General features: G+C 65.8%; 12 protein-coding genes. 7 read left to right on the forward strand and 5 right to left on the reverse strand.

The window, feature by feature from the left end; translation table 11 throughout:
• Positions 1 to 88: 88 nt before the first annotated feature.
• The 4 genes from LB310_RS11715 to LB310_RS11730 all read left to right on the forward strand — a co-directional run bounded on the left by LB310_RS11715 (position 89) and on the right by LB310_RS11730 (position 5,848).
• Entirely contained in the window at positions 89 to 1,351 is a 1,263-nt protein-coding gene (locus LB310_RS11715; RefSeq protein ID WP_278805784.1) for a CynX/NimT family MFS transporter, read from the forward strand.
• Between the two features lie 32 nt (positions 1,352 to 1,383).
• Positions 1,384 to 3,621 carry a molybdopterin-dependent oxidoreductase gene (locus LB310_RS11720; RefSeq protein ID WP_301155092.1) on the forward strand — a complete coding sequence of 746 codons (2,238 nt, stop codon included), beginning with the start codon at positions 1,384 to 1,386 and terminating at the stop codon, positions 3,619 to 3,621.
• A 1-nt stretch (position 3,622) separates the two neighbouring features.
• A complete protein-coding gene (locus LB310_RS11725; protein ID WP_087190598.1) occupies positions 3,623 to 3,964 on the forward strand; it encodes an oxidoreductase in 342 nt (113 codons plus the stop codon).
• Positions 3,965 to 4,351: 387 nt separating this feature from the next.
• Positions 4,352 to 5,848 carry a helix-turn-helix transcriptional regulator gene (locus tag LB310_RS11730; RefSeq protein ID WP_301155093.1) on the forward strand — a complete coding sequence of 499 codons (1,497 nt, stop codon included), beginning with the start codon at positions 4,352 to 4,354 and terminating at the stop codon, positions 5,846 to 5,848.
• 16 nt (positions 5,849 to 5,864) lie between these two features.
• On the opposite strand, the gene LB310_RS11735 is transcribed toward LB310_RS11730, so the two are convergent.
• From LB310_RS11735 to LB310_RS11750, 4 genes are all read right to left on the reverse strand, one after another.
• A complete protein-coding gene (locus LB310_RS11735; protein WP_227115535.1) occupies positions 5,865 to 6,521 on the reverse strand; it encodes a Crp/Fnr family transcriptional regulator in 657 nt (218 codons plus the stop codon).
• Positions 6,522 to 6,699: 178 nt separating this feature from the next.
• Positions 6,700 to 8,511, reverse strand: a complete 1,812-nt coding sequence (locus LB310_RS11740; RefSeq protein ID WP_087190601.1) for an aryl-sulfate sulfotransferase — start codon at positions 8,509 to 8,511, stop codon at positions 6,700 to 6,702.
• A 128-nt stretch (positions 8,512 to 8,639) separates the two neighbouring features.
• Positions 8,640 to 9,809, reverse strand: a complete 1,170-nt coding sequence (locus tag LB310_RS11745; protein ID WP_278805787.1) for an NAD(P)/FAD-dependent oxidoreductase — start codon at positions 9,807 to 9,809, stop codon at positions 8,640 to 8,642.
• A complete protein-coding gene (locus LB310_RS11750; RefSeq protein WP_278805788.1) occupies positions 9,802 to 11,289 on the reverse strand; it encodes a hypothetical protein in 1,488 nt (495 codons plus the stop codon). The genes LB310_RS11745 and LB310_RS11750 overlap by 8 nt, the downstream gene beginning before the upstream one ends.
• 428 nt (positions 11,290 to 11,717) lie before the next feature.
• Here LB310_RS11750 and LB310_RS11755 point away from each other — a divergent pair, with 428 nt between their 5' ends.
• The 3 genes from LB310_RS11755 (at position 11,718) to LB310_RS11765 (ending at position 14,760) form a co-directional block, all read left to right on the forward strand.
• On the forward strand, positions 11,718 to 12,134 hold the full coding sequence (locus tag LB310_RS11755; RefSeq protein WP_278805789.1) for a hypothetical protein: 417 nt from the start codon (positions 11,718 to 11,720) through the stop codon (positions 12,132 to 12,134).
• A 49-nt stretch (positions 12,135 to 12,183) separates the two neighbouring features.
• Positions 12,184 to 13,980, forward strand: a complete 1,797-nt coding sequence (locus LB310_RS11760) for a CocE/NonD family hydrolase (protein ID WP_278805790.1) — start codon at positions 12,184 to 12,186, stop codon at positions 13,978 to 13,980.
• A gap of 111 nt (positions 13,981 to 14,091) precedes the next feature.
• Positions 14,092 to 14,760: a TetR/AcrR family transcriptional regulator gene (locus tag LB310_RS11765; protein WP_278805791.1), complete on the forward strand. Its 669-nt coding sequence runs from the start codon at positions 14,092 to 14,094 to the stop codon at positions 14,758 to 14,760.
• Positions 14,761 to 14,784: 24 nt separating this feature from the next.
• On the opposite strand, the gene LB310_RS11770 is transcribed toward LB310_RS11765, so the two are convergent.
• The gene (locus LB310_RS11770) at positions 14,785 to 15,009 is read right to left on the reverse strand and encodes a hypothetical protein (protein ID WP_157005868.1); all 225 of its coding nucleotides are present in this window, start codon (positions 15,007 to 15,009) and stop codon (positions 14,785 to 14,787) included.
• Between the last annotated feature and the right edge of the window lie 9 nt (positions 15,010 to 15,018).

Here is a 15,018-nt window from a genome sequence, read left to right on the forward strand (position 1 = left end):
CTCGCCCGGCTCCTAGAGTCCTCGGCAAGCCGCGGCCCGCAAGAGGGCCGCAGGACGAACCGGAGGAAAACGGGAGAAGGAGGGGTTTATGGAAGCACGAAGGCCGTCATCGGCGAGGAGCTGGATCGTCACGCTCGTGGGAATGCTGGCTGCAGTGGCCATCGCCATCAACATGTTCAAGGTGCCGCCCACCATGGGGCTGCTCATGGCCGACCTGGGGATCGGGCCGGCGCTGGGAGGCTGGCTCATGACGGTGCCCACCGTCACGGGTCTCGTGCTCGCGCTGCCGTCGGGCGGGCTCACCGACAGGTTCGGCCCGAAGAAGGTGGGCCTGTTCGCCATCCTCTCGGCGGCGGTGGGCAGCCTGATAGGGTCGTTCGCGCCGAACATCGAGCTCTTGCTGTTCAGCCGTTTCGTGGAGGGGCTGAGCTTCGCGCTCATCGGCGTGGCCGTGCCGGCTATCATCGCCATGTGGTTCTCGCCTGAGAAGAGCGGCGCGCCCATGGCCATCTGGTCGGGTTGGGTGCCCATCGGCATGCTCGCCATCTTCACGGGGGCCAACCTGTTCATCGCGGCCGACGACCCCGGCACGTGGACGAACGTGTGGTGGCTCTCCACTGCGCTGCTCGTGGCGGCCGCCGTGCTGTACCTGGTATTCGTGAAGGCGCCCGACGGCTACGCGGCGGAGGATGCGCCGGAGATATCGCTGGTCGCGGGCATGAAGTCGCCCTCCACGTGGCTGTTGGCCGTGGTGTTCGCCATGTTCGCGTTCATCATGTACGCCGTGTCCACGTTCGCGCCCACGTACTGCATGGAGGAGCTGGGCTACAGCCTGGAGGATTCCAACCTGTACTCGAGCCTTATCACGGTGGGCATGATCCTGGGCGTGGTGCTCATGACGCCCGTGCTCAACAAGGTGGTGAGGCTGAAGAGCCGCATCTGGCTGCTCGTGGCCAGCATGGTGCTCACGGCGCTCATCGCCATCCTGGCCTTTAACGTTCCGCCGCAGGCCACCGTGGCCGTCATGATCGTCACCGGCATCGTGCTGCAGCTCGTGCCAGCCGTCATCTGGCCCATCGCGCCGTCGGCTGCCGTGGCGCCCGTCTACATCGGCACGACGTTCGGCGTCATCGCGCTCGGCCGCTCCATCGGCGGGTTCGGTAACGCGTCCATCGGCACGCTCATCGAGACGTCCGGCTGGGGCGCGGCCATCGTGCTGCTCGTGGGCATCGGCGTCGTGGGCGTGATCGCCTGCCTGGCGCTGCTCAAGTTCCTGAAGGACCCGGCCGAGGCGGCGGCGTCCGCCGACGCGCCTGCGGATCCGGCCGAGGCGGAAACCGCCAGTCGTTAGAAAAACGAGAAAAACGAGGAAGAGAGAGGACTATGGAAGAGCGAGACTACCGATTCGTGAAGCACGAGAATCCCTACACGTATCGAGACGGCGACCTGACGGTCACACGCGGAAGCGCCTGGTCGGGGCCGGGGTGCCACCTGGGCTGCGGCGTGCTGCTCTACACCAACGACGAGGGAGAGCTCGTGAAGGTGGAGGGCGATCCGGAGAACCCGTTCAACGAGGGGCGCCTCTGCGTGCGCTGCCTGGATTTGCCCGAGATGGTGCACAATCCGAAGCGCCTCACGCACCCGCTGCGCCGCGCGAAAGCCGACCGCGGCCGCGACCGCTGGGAGCGCATCGGCTGGGATGAGGCGCTCGACCTCATCGCCTGTGAGCTCAACAAGGTGAAGGAGGAGCACGGCCCCGAGTCCGTTATCTTCTCGTGCGGCACCGGGCGCGACATCGCGCCGTACATCACGCGTCTGTGCTGGTCGTTCGGCTCACCGAACTTCGTGAACATCTTCTCCGGCAACGCGTGCTACCTGCCGCGCGTGGCCGGCTGCATCGCCACCACGGGCGCGTTCTGGGTGGCCGACTGCGCCCAGCAGTTCCCCGACCGCTACGACAACCCTGCGTGGCAGCTGCCCGAGACGATGTTCGTGTGGGGGAACTACCCGCTCATCGCGAACTCCGACGGCTTCTTCGGCCACTGGGTGGTGGACCTCATGAAGCGCGGCATGAAGATCGTGATGATCGACCCCAAGGTCACGTGGCTCTCCGCCAAGGCCGAGGTGCACCTGCCGGTGCGCCCGGGCACCGACGCGGCGCTGGCGCTCGCCATGATGAACGTGATCATCGGCGAGGACCTGTACGACCACGACTTCGTCGACCGCTGGTGCTACGGCTTCGAGGAGCTGCGCGAGCATGTGCAGCCGTTCACGCCCGAGTACGCCGAGGCCACCACGTGGGTCCCGGCCGAGCGCATCCGCAAAGCCGTGCGCATCCTGGCGGCGAGCAAGCCCGCGACGCTGCAGTGGGGCGTGGCGGTGGACATGACGAAGGAGGCGCTGCCGGCCGGACAGGCCATCATGGCGCTCTTCCAGGTGACGGGCAACGTGGAGGTGCCCGGCGGCATCATCGTGCCGCCCGAGATACTCAACTACGGCGGCGGCTGGGGCTTCGAGCTTCTGGGCGACGAGCAGAACGAGAAGCGCCTCGGCCTGGACAAATATTCACTCTTCCGTCTGGGCTTCCAGGCGGCGCACCCCAACACCACTATCGAGGCTATGAAGACGGGTAAGCCGTACCCCATCAAGGCCGCCTGGGTGCAGACGTCGAACTTCTTGGCCTGTATGTCCGCGAACTCCACGGAGGTGGCGGAGTGCTTCCGCAAGCTGGACTTCGTGGCCGGCGCCGACCTGTTCATGACGCCCACGATCATGGCGTTCTATGATGTGGTGCTGCCGGCGGCCATGTTCCCCGAGCGCGACGGGGTACGCCTGGGCGACGGGGCGCAGCGCGCCGAGGCCATCAACAAGGTGTGCCAGGTGGGCGAGTGCAAGTCCGACATGGAGATGAACCTGGAGCTGGGCCGTCGGCTCGCGCCTGAGGCGTGGCCGTGGGAGAACGTGGAGGACATGTTCACCGAGATGATCGCCACTTCGGGCATCACGTTCCCCGAGCTGCGCGAGGCGGCGCCCGTGTACCTGCCGTTCGAGTACAAGAAGCACGAGAAGGGGCTCTTGCGCCCCGACGGCAGCCCCGGGTTCTACACGGCCACGGGCCGCATCGAGCTCTGGTCGACGTACTACCAGAACGCCGGGCTCGACCCGCTGCCCGTGTTCGGCGAGCCTTCTCCCGGCCCCCTGGCCACGCCGGAGCTTCTGGACGAGTACCCGCTCGTGCTGTGCACGGGCGCGCGCCGCTGGCCGTTCTTCCATTCGGAGCATCGCCAGGCCAAGCGCCTTCTGGCCATGCACCCCGACCCGTGGATCGAGATCCATCCCGAGACGTGCGCGCGCTTGGGCGTGGCGGACGGCGACTGGGTGTGGGTGGAGAACATGCTCGGGCGCGCGAAGCGCCGCGTGAAGGAGACGCCCATCTTCGACCCGCGCATCGTGGCGGCCGACCACGGCTGGTGGAACCCGGAGGGCGACCCCGAGAACCTCTACGATATCGGTGACCTGTGCATCAACAACCTCATACCCTGGGGCAACGGCAAGAGCGGCTTCGGCGGCAACTACAAGACGAACCTGTGCAAGGTGTACAGGATGAAGGAGGGCGAGTGATATGGCGGAATACGGGCTGCTGGTGGATTACGAGTGGTGCACGGGATGCCATTCGTGCGAGATGGCGTGCGCGGTGGAGCATGGGTTCCCGCAGGGCCAATGCGGCGTGGCGGTGTGCGAGGTGGGGCCGTGGAGCTACGGGCCCGAGAACGACCGCTGGCAGGTGGGCTACCAGCCGGCGTTCACCGACCAGTGCGACCTGTGCGCCGCGCGCACGGCGGCGGGCGGCGTGCCCACGTGCGTGAAGCACTGCCAGGCGAAGTGCCTGGAGTACGGCCCGCTCGACGAGCTGGCGGGCAGGCTGGGCGCCAAGGCGAAGCAGGCGCTCGTGGCGCTGGGCTGACGCGGCGCGGCGTTCCGTCCCGGCCCGCGTCCGAAACGGCGCAGGCCGGGGTTCCGGGCGCCCGGAGAGGGCTGCTGCGGCGCGAGGCGGCAGGGCGATGGGACGGCGAAGGAGGTTGGCGATGCGGGATGGGAAGGAAGACGGCCCGTCCGTCGACGCGACAACGGGGGCGACCGTGTGCGGGGCCCTTCAGGAGGCGGGGCGCCGCGTTCTCGGGGAACGGGGCGCCCCTCGGGCGGTCCCTCCGGGAGCGACGTCGGAAGAACTGTTAGAATATGCTTGTGATCAGGTAAAACAATGAGGTAGCGACTCAGGTTAGCCCGTCGCTCGCGCCTTGCGCCGCCTCGGCGGCGTTCGGTGCGGCGGCCTTGCAGAAGGGGGTGCGAGGTGAAGGAGCGGAAACCGAAGGGGCGCGTCTCGCGCGCGTTGCACGGTCTTGCCGCCGGCCGGGGAGCGTCTGCCGACTCGCTCGTGCATGAATGGCAGGTGCTTCCGACCGTTGCGGTGTCGTGCTATTGGATATGGCTGTACCTCGCCTACTCGCTCGACGTGTTCGTGGTCTCCTCGGACGCGTTCGTGCGTTTCGACATCCTGCAGAAGGGGTTCGGCTTCCTGGGGGCCGCGCTCTTCATGGCGGCCGTGTCGCTGCTGCGCACGGCCTCGTTCTTCGAGCGCACGCCGTTCCTGGCGCTTTTCTCCGCGGCCTCCGGCGCGTCGATCGTCGTCGCGTCAGCGCTCGCGCGCGCCGGCGTGCCCGTGGCGTTCCCGGTGGTGCTGGCCGTGTGGCTGCTCATGGGCGCCGGCACGGCGGCGGCGTTCCTGCGCCTCTTCAGCGGTTTGCAGGATGCGGGGCAGGGGAGGTTCTGCGCCGTGAACGCGCTCGCGCTCTTCCTCTCGGGGTTCTTCTACCTGCTTCTGCTGGGCCTGCAGGACGGCATCCGGCTCGTCCTGACGGTGTTCGTGGTGTGCATCGCGGCCTTCGCGCCGCTGCGCCCGCCCGAGGAGGCCCCGGGCGCTGCTCGCGCCCCTTCCGCGCGCGGGGACGTGCCGTCGCCGGAGGCCGGCAACGCGGCGGTGGCGGCGCTCCTGAGCTTCCGCGGCGAGCTGTTCCTGTTGAGCGTGGTGTTCGGCCTGGCGTACTGCCTGGGCATATCGCTCAGCATCATGTCGAACAGCTTGGAGTTCATCTGGCTGTCGCTGTGCGTGCCCGGCATCTTCCTCGTGCTGTACAGCGTGCTCCTGAAGGACCGCGTGTCCGTGCGCGTGCTCCTGACGCTCCTGTTCCCCATTGCGGCGTTCTTGCTGCTCCTGCTCCCGTTCAGCAACCCTTTCGGGCTCGTGCTGTGCTGCAGCCTGCTGGTCATGTGCTTCACCACCTACGACGTGCTCAACGTGGTGCGGTTGCGCGAGATCATCGCGGCCAACCGGCTGCCGGAGGCGAAGTCGTGGGCGACGGGGCGCTACCCGCAGCTTGCGGGCCTCGTGCTGGGATGGGCCGCGGGCTACGGCATGCTGATGACCGACGACGCGCTCAGGGTGCTGCTGCCGGCCGTGTGCGTAGGGCTGGTGGTGGCCATCGTGGCCATGCTCACGCGCTATGTGTGGAGGTACAGCGACGCGGCGGGCGGGTCTGCCCATGTGCCGGAGGAGACGGTGGGGCGCGTGCACGACGCCATCGTGCTGCGTTACGGCCTGTCGCCGCGCGAGCGCGAGGTCATGGAGCTCTTGGTGCGCGGCTACAGCACCGATCGCATCGGCAAGGACCTGCACATCTCGTACCACACGGTCAAGACGCACGTGTACCACATCTACCAGAAGGTGGGCGTGCACGCCCAGCAGGAGCTCATCGACCTGGTGGAGGAGCGCTTGCGCCTCATGCGCTGAAAGCCTGCAGCAACGGCTACAGCAAGAGCTCGAGGCCCTCCCGGTCGAGCACTTCCAGCCGGCAGCCGTCCATGCGGAAGTAGCCCTGCTTCTCCATGCGCTTGGCCTCCTGGTTGAGCGACGGGCGGGAGACGCGCAGCTCGTTCGCCCAGATCGTCTGGGACGAGGGCAGCTCCACGAAGCCGTCCTGCGCGATGTCGTCCATCCACAGCACCCAGAAGGCTATGCGCTCCCGTATGGTCTGGTAGCGCAGGCAGCACAGAAGCATCTGGTTCTTCAGCCCCCTCCTCGACAGGTAGAGCATGAAGCGGTACAGCATCTGGCTGTCCGTTCTGAGCATCAGCTCGAAAAACGACGTGTCCAGCCACATGACCGTGGTCTTCCTCACGGCCAGCAGGTTGTAGGTATACACCTTCTCGCCGGTGAAGTAGAGCAGCTCGGGGAACACGTCGTCCTTCTCGAAGTACCCGTTGCACAGCTCGTGGCCGTCAACGGTGTAGCGTGCCGTTTTCAGGCACCCCTCGGTCACGATGCCGAACTCCCTGATGGGCGTCCCCTGCGCGTGGACCGTCTCGGCCGTCTTGTACGTTTGGCGCCGCAGGAGGTCGCCGTAAACGGGATGCGCCAGGCAGGAGCTGGCGAACGAGGGCAGTCCTGCTGCGTCTCGCTCCAAGGAGCCCCAGCCCCCTGCAGAAGGGGGTGCGGGGGCGAAGGGCTTCCCAAGCTCGTTCCGGATCAACGTCAGACCCCTCTCGTTGGGCGGGCCGCCGGCAGCTTGCCGCCTTGCGGCGGGGACGGCGGCCTTGCGGCGGCCCGCGGGTGCGAGGCCGCCGCTTCGCATTCAGGCCTTCTTACGCGAGCGCGCGGTCCAGCAGCTCGCAGACGTCATCATAATCTCTTTCGCCGGCGAACCGCAACACCTCCTTGCCCTGGTTGAACACGGCCACCACCGGAATGCCGAGGGCCTGGCAGCCCTTCGCGATCTCGGGGCTCTTGTCCACGTCAACGTAGCGGATCCGGAACATGCCCTCGTACTCTTCGCCCAAGGCCTCCTCCAGCACGGGGTGGAGCGCCTTGCAGTGCACACAGCGCTCGGCGCCGAACAGCACGAGCACCGGCTTCCCCTCGGCCTTCAGCACCTCGTCGTTCCAGGCGCCCATGGTGTCGACGGGCACGAACACGTCGGTGTCCACGGAGAACACCTTCTCGCGCAGGCTCAGGTCGGCCTCGTCGTCCGTGGCCACGCAGAGGGCCACGTCCGGGTAGTAGGGCAGTGTGCCCTCCACGTCCACCACCGTCTTGGCGCCGAATGCGCCAGCGTTGGGCAGGCGCCATGTGGCGTTGTCGATGCGCTCCACGGGCACCTCCTGCGGCACCGGCTCCTGCGGCACGTAGCTGTAGGGGTAGCGGTAGGCGCGGTAGACCATGTTGTTGCGCGGGCCCTCCTCGTTGTGGCTGTAGTAAGGGCAGATCCATTCCCACACGATCTCGTGGTCGGGCGTGACCTCGATCAAGCGGCCGTCGCTGCCCTCGTCCACCAGCGTGTTGCCGTTCGGCAGGCGCTGGGCGCTCGACACGTAGGGGCTGTAGAACTTGCTCGCATCGGTGGGTATGGCGTGGCCCAGCTCCTTCGGCGTGAGCTTCCACACGATCTCGAGCGTGGTGGGGTCGAACTCGATGATGCGGCTGTAGTCGCGCAGGGCGTTCTTGGAGCCATCGCGCGAGCCGGGGTTCGGCACGCCGTAGCCGCCCCAGCCGCCGTTGTCGAACACGAGCAGGTTGCCCTCGCCCGGCAGGCCCCTCGGTATCATGTGCAGGTGGTGCTGGCCGATGATCCAGCCGAGCTTCCTCAACTCGGGGGTGGCGTTGAAGTCGGGGCCTATCTTCCACACGATCCTGCCCGTCTCCTTGTCGATGATGGCCAGGATGTTGGCCTCGCGCGAGTCGAAGATGATGTTGTCGGGCTTGAAGCGCATGTCGCCCTGGTCGTGCCACTTGTTCGGCCCCAGGTAGCTCATGCAGTTCACGTGCAGGTAGTCGCCCACGCCGCCGTCCGAGGTGCGCATGTTCGGGTCGCGGGCCAGCACGTTCTTCGCCGCCTCGTCGAAGCCCAGCTCGTCGAAGTGATCGGTGATGGACCACTTCCACACGATGTTGCCCTCCCAGTCAACCTCGTACATGCAGTCGTCGAGCAGCTTCTTGTCGGAGACGTTGGGGTTGTGCAGCGTCTGGTGGGCGAGGATGAGCGTGTTGCCCTCGAGCGGCTTGGCGTCCATGCCCGGCACGTAGTAGCCCACGGGGTTGCCCTCGCGCTGGAAGTCGTGGTGCTGGCGCGCCATCCAGCGGTGGTCGCGGCCGGGGTCGTCGATGTTCTCGAAGCGGTCGAACTGCCACACGATGTTGCCGTCGTAGTCGATCTCCTGCAGGTTCACGCCGTCCTGCATGCCGTAGTCGGGATGCCGGGTGCCTGCATAGCCCATGACGTAGCCGCCCGGCAGCAGCTTCGGCGGCATGGCCTGCATGTTCCAGCGCCGCACCTCGTTGCCGTTCATGTCGAACAGCAGCACGCCGTCGTTGATGAGGGGCACGATGGTGTACCCGTTCCAGCACTTCTCGGGGTTGTAGATGGTGGTGCCGTGAGGGAATACGCTCGGTTGACCCATGGTTCGTTCCTCCGTTTTCGTCGCTTCTGGTTGCCTTGGTCGTTTTCATCGTTCGGTTCGTCCCGATCACCCCGAGGGGGCGTAAAGCCTGCCCGCGAGGCGATCGGCGCTCCTGCTGGTTGTCGGGCCTACACCTCCGTTCCCATCAGCTTGCCGCCGAAGTAGAAGGCGGTTGCGGGGGAGGCGTGCAGTCCCAGGCGGCCGTACAGCAGCGACTGCCGGGTGATGTCCTGGCGCTCGACGCGCCATTCGCCGCGCAGCTTCTCCTCCAGCGCGGACACCTGCTCTATCTGCTCGCTGTCGTAGGGGTCGTAGAAGACGAACGCCACCTTGCCCGCGTCGGGCGTGAGCAGGGAGTCGATCTGCTTCTTCTCCTTCACGTAGCGCTCGCTGGCCGTCGCCGCGATGGCGCCGTCGGCTGCCGCGGTGACCACCTGGCGCAGGAAGGTCTGCGTGCAGTCGCCCACGGCGTAGATGCCGGGCACGCTGGTCTCCTTCTTCTCGTTGACCGCGATGTAGCCCTTGTCGTCGCATTCCACCAGGTCGCGAATCAGCTCGGTCTGCGGTATCATGCCCACGAAGAAGAAGATGCCGTCCGTCTCCACTTCGTTCGACGTGCCCGTCACCACGTTCTTGATGACGAGCCCCTCCACCTCGTCGCGTCCTTTGATCTCCTCTAGGGTCGAGTTCCACACGAAGTCGATCTTCGGGTTGCGGAACGCCGTTGCGGCGGCCACCTCGTTGCAGTCGAGATGCCCCTCCTCATGCAGCACGATCACCGTCACCTTCGACGCGAAGCCCGTGAGGTAGTCGGCCTCCTCGATGGCCTGGTCGCCTGCGCCCAGCACGTAGATCTCCTTGCCCTTGAACATCTCGGCGTCGCAGGTGGCGCAGTAGGCCACGCCGTGGCCGGCGAACTCCTGCTCGCCGGGTATGCCCAGCACGCGCGGTTTCGTGCCCAGGTCCAGCAGGACGCAGCGCGTCTCGAAGTCGCCGCGCCGCTTCGTCTGCACGAGGAAGTTCCCGTTGTCCAGCTGCTTGATGCCGGTAACCGTGGTGCGCTTGAGCTCGTTGGTGGGGAAGGCGAGCGCATGGGCCTTGAACTTCCCCATGAGCCCGATCCCGGTGTCGCCGATCGTGCCCGGGTAGTTGCGTATCTCGCGCGTCTCGTTGATGCGCCCGCCGTAGCTCCCCTTCTCGATGAGGAGCGCCTTGCGCTCGGCCCGCCCGGCGTAGACGGCGGCCGAAAGCCCTCCGGCACCCCCGCCTACGATAATCATGTCGTACGTCTCAGCCATTGTTCGCCACCAGGTCCTTCTTCTCGATTGCGGGTTTGCATGCCGTGGCCTTCCGTCCCCAGCCGAACACGACCCAGCCGAAGCAGACCGCGGCCAGCATCAGGGGATAGAAGCAGCAGGTGAATATCGGGATGGGCGCCACGAGGGGCAGCGCCGGGTTGGCGCCGGCCAGGCCCGCCACGAGGGTGATGGAGCCCATGATGAAGATGGAGTTCACGGGCACGATGGCCGGGATGTTCGTGGCCATGGCGGTGAGCAGGATGCTGCGGCGGTTTGCCGAGATGCCCGACCTCTGGCCTATGTTCTCCACCACGTCCTTGAACATGATGACGGTGGGCAGCTCGGACCCCGAAAGAAGGCAGCAGATGACGCCGGTGCCCAGCGCGACGATGCCCTCGGCGCCTGCCGGCCTCTTGGCCATCTTGAGGCCCATGAGGAAGTCGCAGCACTTCTCCAGGATGCCGCCCTCGACGGCGATCTGGATCATGCCGAACAGGAGGATGCTGGCGAACACGAGGTTCACCGAACTGGTCACGCCGTCCATGAACACGCCGTGCATCTGCTGTTTGGCGAAGTCGAAGGAGGCGAGCGCTGCGGGCTCCATGAGGCCGCTCGCAAGCCCGAGGACAACGCCTGCGAGGATGGCCCAGCTCACGCCCATGAGCAGGTTGCGGGTCTTTACGCAGACGGCCAGCAGAAGCGCGATGGGGACGAACATGAGCAGTCCGCGGGCATCCGCCATGCCGGCCAGCTCCTGCGGCGAGACGGTTGCCGCGCCGGCGCCGCCGAGGAGGAAGAAAAGCACTGCGGAGACGAGGGCGATGGCCACGAGGTCGGGCGACCGGGCCTTCATCACCTCCACGAGGTCGGCCGGCCTGCCCGTTCCCGGGTCGTGTTGCGAGTTGATGGTCACATGGATGACCTGGGAGCTGGGGGAGAGCGCGTCGCCGAAGAACACGCCGCTGATCATGGCTCCCACGAGCACGGTCGGGTCCGCCCCCAGCATGACGCCGGACGGGTAGAAGATGGGCACGAGCGCCAGCAAGGCGGGAAACGGGGCGCCCGATCCCGTGGCGAAGACGGCGCAGCCGACGAACACCAGAACGACGAAGGCCCCGCCCTGCAGCCCGCAGTTCAGGCCTATCCAGAGAAGGCCCCCGCCGATGTCGCCGGCGACGAGCACCTTGCCGAACACGGCGATGATGATGAAGATGAAGATGAGGTTCGCATTGCCGAACTGGGTGAGGCCGCGCACGCACGAGGCCCAGTACTCCAGCTTGTTCCGGCAGAGGAAGAAGCCGGCAAGCAAGCCGATGACCGACGCGAAGATGAGCGACTCCATGCCATAGTAGCGTATGCCGATGGAGATGATCGCTGCAATGATCATGTAGAGAAGGATCGGAAGAGCCGCGAATCCCTGCGTGCCGTAGAACTGCAAAGCGAACCGCTTGTCTTTGCCGTCAACCCGCTGATGAGCCAAGGCAAACACCGCCTTTCTATTCAATTGCTCGCTTCGGGGCCCCGTTCCTGTGCCTCCTATTAAGCCATGCGCGCTCGGGCAAAGCCTGTTGGCGTGGCAACACTTTTCCTGCCTGCCATCGCGATTTCTCATGGCCGGCTGATGGCGAACGGCATGACAAGGAGGATGCATGGCGGTCGCCTTGTTCCGAGAGGCTGATAATCGGACACTCCTCGGCCGAGCGTCCATGTCGAAAAGGTTTCTGCCGAGCATAATGATGCTATCGAAGCTTCGAGCCAAAACCGAAAGCAGCAAAGGAGGAAATGATGATCTTCAAAGGGCCAGGTGGGTTCGGACGTGTTCTCAATATCGTGATGTGCATGGTTATGTGCGTTGTTCTGAGCGTGATTATTCTTTCAACCGTACAGGGCATTCCGGGTAATGAGTCTTTGCCAATCTTCACCCTGTTGGGCTTCGGCGTCTCGTTTCTCATGAGCTTCTGCGTGGGCTATGTGGTGGGCGACCTTTTCCCTGCGCTCTCCTGGGGGCGCAAGCTGTGCGCTGTCCTGCATATCGAGAACAAGGTCGTCACCCATATCGTGAGCAGCCTCGTCCTCGCCTTCACCCTCATCACCTTGGTGAGCGTCTCGTGCGTCTGGGTGACGAACGTGCAATCCCTGGGCCTGGGTTCCTGTGTGGGGATCTGGATGATGGTGTACCCGCCGCTGCTGGGCGCGGGCTACCTCGTCATCTTGGTGACGCTGCCCTTGGCGATGAGGCTCGCCTCTGCGATAAGCGGGTTCGATCCGAGCGGGCCTTCCCCGCAGAAGCCGGCGGAAGGCGCCGTGGAGGGCGCGCTTTCTTGAGGTTGGCGAGGCCGAGAACACTGTTACGTGCGACTAGATGGGAGATGCTATGATGCCGATAGAAAGAGAGCGGTTCACCCTCGAAACCACCATCAAGGGCGAGAGGATCGAGAGGATTTACCAGAAGGAGCTGAGGCCCGTCCCGTTCGAGGAGTGGGAGGTCCTGTCCGACGAGGAAAAGCAGCTGGCCAAGCCCTGCGCGTTCAACCAGCGCACGTACGAGGCGGCGCCCGGCATCGTGTGCGAGCAGGATGTGGCGGTCAAGATGCGCGACGGAATAACGCTCTACTGCGACGTCTTCAGGCCGCAGGACTCGGACGCGAAGGTGCCGGCGATCTTGGCCTGGTCGAATTACGGGAAGCGCCCGAACGATTTCCGCACGGGCGAGGACGTGGGCTACACGCCGGGCGTGCCGTTCGGGGCCGTCTCGCCCAGCGCGAAGTTCGAGGCGGCCGACCCGCTCTACTGGTGTCCCAACGGGTACGCGGTCGTCAACGTCGACCCCCGCGGCATCGGCTACTCGGAGGGCCTCCACGACCAGTTCTGCGAGGAGGAGGCCAGAGATGGCTACGATGTAGTCGAGTGGGCCGCGCAGCAGCCCTGGTGCAACGGGCGCGTGACCATGGCCGGCTCCTCCGCGCTGGCCATCACCCAGTGGCACATCGCCGCGCAGCAGCCGCCCCACCTCGCCTGCATCGCGCCGTGGGAGGGCATGAGCGACATGTACCGGGAGTCGCTCTACGAGGGGGGCATACCCTGCGTCCGCTTCACCAGCTTCGCCACCGTGGGCGCCTGCGGACTCAAGGGCATCGACGACCAGGCGGCCATGGCCCTGCGCTACCCCCTGATGAACGCCTACTGGGAGAACAAGATCCCCGATTTCGGCAAGGTCACCGTGCCCGCCTACGTGGCGGCCGGGTGGAACCATTTCCACCTCCGCGGCTCCATCAACGGGTACCGCAAGATTTCCTCGGAGAAGAAGTGGCTCCGGGTGCACCGCGAGTTCGAGTGGCCCGATTTCTACACGCGTCAGAATATGGAGGAGCTCAAGGCGTTCTTCGACCGCTACTGCAAGGACGTCCACAACGGGTGGGAGCTCACCCCGAAGATGCGCATCGACGTGATGGACGCCTACGACGAGGACTATGTAACGAGGCGTCCGGAGCGCGAGTTTCCCCTGGCGAGGACCGAGTACCGGAAGCTCTACCTGAACGCCGGGGCCATGAGCCTTGAAGAGGAGAACCCGGCCGCGCCCGCCTCCGTCTCCTACGACGGCAACGAGGGCAACGCGGAGTTCGACTACCGGTTCGAGGAGGATACCGAGCTCACGGGGTATATGAAGCTCCACGCCTTCGTCGAGGCGGACGGGCACGACGACATGGACCTGTTCGTCACCGTGAAGAAGATCCACGAGAACGGGACCGAGATTCCGGTGACGGTGTTCGACGGCACGGCGCCCCATCCGGGCACCTGGGGAAAGATGCGGGTCTCGCACCGCGAGTTGGACGAGGTGCTCTCGAGCGACTTCCAGCCCGTGCAGGCGCACCGCAGGGAGCTGAAGCTCTCCGTCGGCGAGATCGTCCCCATAGACGTGGAGATCAACCCCACGAGCCGCCTGTGGCGCAAAGGCGAGATCCTCCGCGTGCAGGTTGCGGGGCGCTACCTCCGCGACGAGCATTGGATCGAGCCCCTCATGTGGGAGACGGACAACCGGGGGAGCCATATCATCCATACGGGCGGCGAATACGAGTCCTACTTGCAGGTGCCCGTCATAGGGCCGCGCTACGACCGTTCTAAGCCGTTCGTCGTGGACGAGGGGAGGCACCCGGGCCATCCTATCTTCTAGCCAGGGCCCGCGGCAAGCTATAAGGCGAGGCGGCGGCGCCTGCCTTTGCAGGGAGGCGCCGCCTGATCTAGAATCGGGGAACGATCGCGGGGCAGGGAAGGCGGTGCGGATATGGATTCGGGCTCGAGGGCCTCGACGGCGAGGCGGGCTGTCGTCGAGACGTACATCGACCTCATGGAGGAGAAGCCCTACGACTCCATCCGGGTGAAGGAGCTGGTCGAGCGGTCAAACGTTGCCAGATCGACCTTCTACGTGCATTTCCGGGACACCATCGACGTGCTGGAGGGCATAGAGGGCACGCTCCTCGGCCTGTTGAGCCTCTACCGGTCCGACGGGGACGCCTACAAGGGCGACATAGCGGGCATGCCGTTCGAGTGCATGGAGAACTGGTTCGAGGTCTGCATCGAGCACGAGCGGGTCTTGAGGGCGCTGATCGGCCCCCATGGCGACCCGTACTTCACCGTACGCCTGCAGAACCAGATTAGGCAGGAACTCAACCAGATGATGGACGACGACCGCGCCCCGCGCGACAGGCTGCGACCCTACTACGTCGAGCTGCTCACCGCGTCCTACATCGGGCTCATGAGCTACATCGTCAAGGAGAAGAACAAGAGCGAGTACCTGGAGGCGCACGAGCTGGCGAGCATCGCGAACTCGACGCGCGCCGCCTACTACAAGCTGAGCGACAAGGCTCCGCGGCTCTCTGAAGAGCGCCTGTTCGGAGCTAAAGCGCCGGCAGGGGAGGACGGAGGCGACGATCGTCCGGAAACGGCCCGATAGGCGGAGCCGTTTCCGGACGCGGCGCTAGCCCAGACCGGCTGTGGAGAAGTAGCCGGCGACAGCTACGAGTGCGATGCCGGCAGCGCCTACGAGCACGTTTCTTGCCGAGGGGGACGGCGGGGTCTGCTCGGGCCGCTCAGGTGCGGGCTCGGCTGGCGCTTCGGCTGCTTCGATCGCCTTTGCCGTGGCGGTGCTCGTCCGGCGGGCGGCGGCTTTCTGGGCGGGGGTCATTTTCTTCTTGCGGCCCATGGCTGAATC

It is taken from the genome of Gordonibacter sp. RACS_AR49 (genome assembly GCF_030418435.1).
Taxonomy (GTDB): domain Bacteria; phylum Actinomycetota; class Coriobacteriia; order Coriobacteriales; family Eggerthellaceae; genus Gordonibacter; species Gordonibacter urolithinfaciens.

Coding starts and splice junctions, on each gene's coding strand:
- LB310_RS11715 (WP_278805784.1), top strand. CDS start 89: ATGGAAGCACGAAGGCCGTCATCGGCGAGGAGCTGGATCGTCACGCTC.
- LB310_RS11720 (WP_301155092.1), top strand. CDS start 1,384: ATGGAAGAGCGAGACTACCGATTCGTGAAGCACGAGAATCCCTACACG.
- LB310_RS11725 (WP_087190598.1), top strand. CDS start 3,623: ATGGCGGAATACGGGCTGCTGGTGGATTACGAGTGGTGCACGGGATGC.
- LB310_RS11740 (WP_087190601.1), bottom strand. CDS start 8,511: ATGGGTCAACCGAGCGTATTCCCTCACGGCACCACCATCTACAACCCC.
- LB310_RS11745 (WP_278805787.1), bottom strand. CDS start 9,809: ATGGCTGAGACGTACGACATGATTATCGTAGGCGGGGGTGCCGGAGGG.
- LB310_RS11760 (WP_278805790.1), top strand. CDS start 12,184: ATGATGCCGATAGAAAGAGAGCGGTTCACCCTCGAAACCACCATCAAG.
- LB310_RS11765 (WP_278805791.1), top strand. CDS start 14,092: ATGGATTCGGGCTCGAGGGCCTCGACGGCGAGGCGGGCTGTCGTCGAG.
- LB310_RS11770 (WP_157005868.1), bottom strand. CDS start 15,009: ATGGGCCGCAAGAAGAAAATGACCCCCGCCCAGAAAGCCGCCGCCCGC.